At 47.3% G+C, this 601-nt stretch carries 1 protein-coding gene and 1 pseudogene; both read right to left on the bottom strand.

What is annotated here, in order from left to right; genetic code table 11:
- Positions 1–307: pseudogene (locus R7O13_RS28785) on the bottom strand (endonuclease/exonuclease/phosphatase family protein); the annotation flags it as partial.
- Positions 308–379: 72 nt separating this feature from the next.
- Positions 380–601: molybdopterin dinucleotide binding domain-containing protein (locus tag R7O13_RS28780; RefSeq protein ID WP_318305450.1), on the bottom strand; the 222-nt coding region annotated here is incomplete at its 5' end.

Here is a 601-nt window from a genome sequence, read left to right as displayed (position 1 = left end):
CTGAGTTTTCGTAAAAAAGATTAAATTGAATGACGCTCAACGAGTGCGAGCAAGACGCCACATGACTGCGCTGCGGCGGAACAAGTAACGAGACAAACAAAATAGCGACAAAGGCAGAAAATGCACTTTGCAACCATCTGCGAGCGATAAAAAACGCCGAGGCTAAAATAACGTAAGTGAACACAATGAGGGCGGGAATCGAGGTAAGATTCTCCGCCCACCAAATATGTTCAATTTGCCTGACCGCCAGCCAAATAAGAGCGGGTAGAAGCAATATGATCCACTTAAAAACGCTCGACACACGCACTGCTCGTTTCGCTATTACATATCATAAGCTTAAATGCAATTTCTCAACTCGCCAGTGCGTGAAGCGTTGATGTTAGACGTGGTGTACCGCCTCCTCGACAGGCTCTGGTTGAGCGGCCGTTTCACTGATTTCAATCTTCACCGCTGCGACTTTGAATTCAGGAATTTTCGCATGCGGGTCCGTTGCCGTAGTCGTCAAGCGGTTAACTGGCGACTCAACGAAATGGAAAGGAATAAACACGACGCCTTTTTGCATTCGCTTAGTCACAAACGCATCAATTTCGATGCTGCCACG

This window comes from Vibrio sp. Y176 (assembly GCF_033438945.1).
Note: the sequence above shows the minus strand (reverse complement) of the source record. Positions and strands in the feature narration are given on the sequence as shown.